The sequence below is a fragment of the Paenibacillus sp. JGP012 genome (assembly GCF_014203995.1).
In the GTDB taxonomy this organism is placed as follows: domain Bacteria; phylum Bacillota; class Bacilli; order Paenibacillales; family Paenibacillaceae; genus Paenibacillus; species Paenibacillus silvae.
The window spans coordinates 1-2,360 of the sequence record NZ_JACHKG010000061.1; the positions used below are offsets into that span (position 1 = coordinate 1).

Below are 2,360 nucleotides of genomic sequence, written 5' to 3' on the forward strand. Positions count from 1 at the left end.
ATGGAACCGCCACCTTTCGGAGTTTGTAGGGGTACAAACATTTTACCGAGGTTGCGGTTCTTTTTCTACCTTTTATTGGTTATTCAACACGCGTGCTGAGGAAACGTTAACTGCTTTTATTAATATTCTTGAAGTTGCTAATGAACAATCCCTTAAAATTGAGTTTGATTTAGAAATATATGAAAATAAAATCAAGCGATTTTATTTAGATGAAGGCTGCAATTCACGGGTTATAACGCATAGATATATGTTGTTTAATTATGAACTTGCAAAGTACAAATGCAATAGCCAAGATTACCAAAACGGTGTAGATATAATACTTTATAACTTATCTCTTTCCTCATTGAACCAAGACGATCACATGACAGTAAAATGTGTTGATTTATACGGAACTTACAGACAGCAAGCTAGTTTGTCTCAGCAAGAGACGTATTCACAATTATTTAAGAAGATAAATATTAAATAAAATAAACAGCCTATCTGCTTTTGAGGTAGGCTGTTTTGTGTTTTGAGAAAGGATTAGGTAGAGCGCAATGCCTTTTCTAAAGATTTGTTTTTACAATATTATGCAAAACATAATATGTTCTAAAAAGCACTTGTAGTTATGAGCGATACTAAATAGCTTACTCATATTAAATGTTTTTCTAGAATGTCCTAGAGGGGTACATGCCATGAGAGAACTAAGTATCTTGAAAGACCAAATCGAGCAAGGTCGGCAAGAGTTGAGTCGCTTGGTAGATCAATATGGAATCCCGAATGTGAAAGTGCTTGAGCAGTCTATGGTATTGGATGAGCTAATTAATGAATATAATCGATTTGCTTTAGGAGCGAGCATCAGCAACAAGATTGGTGAAACTAACGAAAAACGTAGTCATGCTTCCGATGATAAGGATGTGTCTTATCAAAAGTTAGGCTATGGAAACTAGCTTAGTATTCATAAAAAGTATATTTAAATTTATTTTGAAAACAATTATATGATTTTTTTGGGCCCATTCTCAATTATAGAATCGGAGGTGATCTTATTGTAACGAAGCGGGTAATCTATGATCTATGTCGATAAAGAGTAGTTCTAAACTCAGTGATAGTAATATACATTAAGGGAGGACTTAATAATGAAAAAAGTTTCAACTGTTCTTATGGCATTCATACTCTTTCTTTCTTCGTTATCTCTTAGTAAGGTTTATGGTGAAGATATTGATTCAGATTTGAACGCTGAATTTTTGGATAAAATAGGATATTCACAAGAAAACTCTTTAACTAGCATTACTACAGATATCACAAAATATGCTCAGTTGGGATTTTCATCAGAAGAAGTAGGAGAGCTTACAAACGAAACGATTGATTATCTTGATAATATAGAAGGAGAATTAATCGGTGCTGATCGAAAATATATGGAATTTAGACCTAATGGAACTGTTGAAGAGATATCAGAACGGGATTTTGAAAAACGTGAAGTTGAACAAAAACTACAACAACAGGTAGAAAATTATTTTTCAACTAATAGCATATGTACTATTACTCAATCAGGTTGTCGTGATAATGAAATTACGAGTAATTGGATGCAGCTAACAACAACTATATCCAAAATAAATAATACTAACCCTCAAGAATATCTAATCAAACATGATTTTAAGTGGTTAAAAACTCCTTTTTATAAGTATAAGGATGCAGTTGGAGTAGCTCATCATACTAGCTTGACACCAATCCAGAATAGTGAATATTTGACATATTCAATGGACTCGTATTACTCTAGAAATATAATTATTGGTGCTGGGCCATGGACAAGTGACGGAATTAAAAATATTCACTATGGTTCAGCCAATGATAAGACTGGTGGCATTGGATTTGAGTTTCCTTTACAAAACGATTCTGCTAGTCTTGTTAATGGTAAGCAGCATAGATATGAAAATCATAGAGGCACAGTTCTTTATCGAGCTATAAGAAACAACAGCTCATTTACACATGGAGATCTTTCAGGACACTATATTCATACAGAGTCTGGGATTTCTGGATCTTTAGGAGTTGATGCTAAAGGCACTGGTTCGTTTTCAATAACACCAACTGTTAAACAGGATGCTGCGATTCAGACTGGAGTTTCTTTTAAATATTAGAGGGGTGAGATTTAATTGCAAATAGTCATTATTGCTCTCCTAATAGTAATTATCATCTTTTTATTTGTCATCAATGAAAAACTTCCACCACGCAATTATGTAGAGGAAGCTATTCGAAGAGACGAACAGGCTAAAAAAGAAACATAATTAATAAATCACGCGTGTTGAATAACCAATAAAAGGTAGAAAAAGAACCGCAACCTCGGTAAAATGTTTGTACCCCTACAAACTCCGAAAGGTGGCGGTTCC

General features: G+C 33.9%; 3 protein-coding genes. All 3 read left to right on the top strand.

Features of this window, described 5'->3' with window-relative positions; genetic code table 11:
* On the top strand, positions 1 to 466 hold a 466-nt coding region (locus tag HNR77_RS29805; RefSeq protein ID WP_184191718.1), incomplete at its 5' end, for a hypothetical protein.
* A gap of 205 nt (positions 467 to 671) precedes the next feature.
* Complete coding sequence (locus tag HNR77_RS29810) at positions 672 to 926, top strand: aspartyl-phosphate phosphatase Spo0E family protein (RefSeq protein ID WP_184191721.1); 255 nt, start codon at positions 672 to 674, stop codon at positions 924 to 926.
* A 186-nt stretch (positions 927 to 1,112) separates the two neighbouring features.
* Positions 1,113 to 2,111: a hypothetical protein gene (locus HNR77_RS29815; RefSeq protein ID WP_184191724.1), complete on the top strand. Its 999-nt coding sequence runs from the start codon at positions 1,113 to 1,115 to the stop codon at positions 2,109 to 2,111.
* Positions 2,112 to 2,360 lie beyond the last annotated feature (249 nt).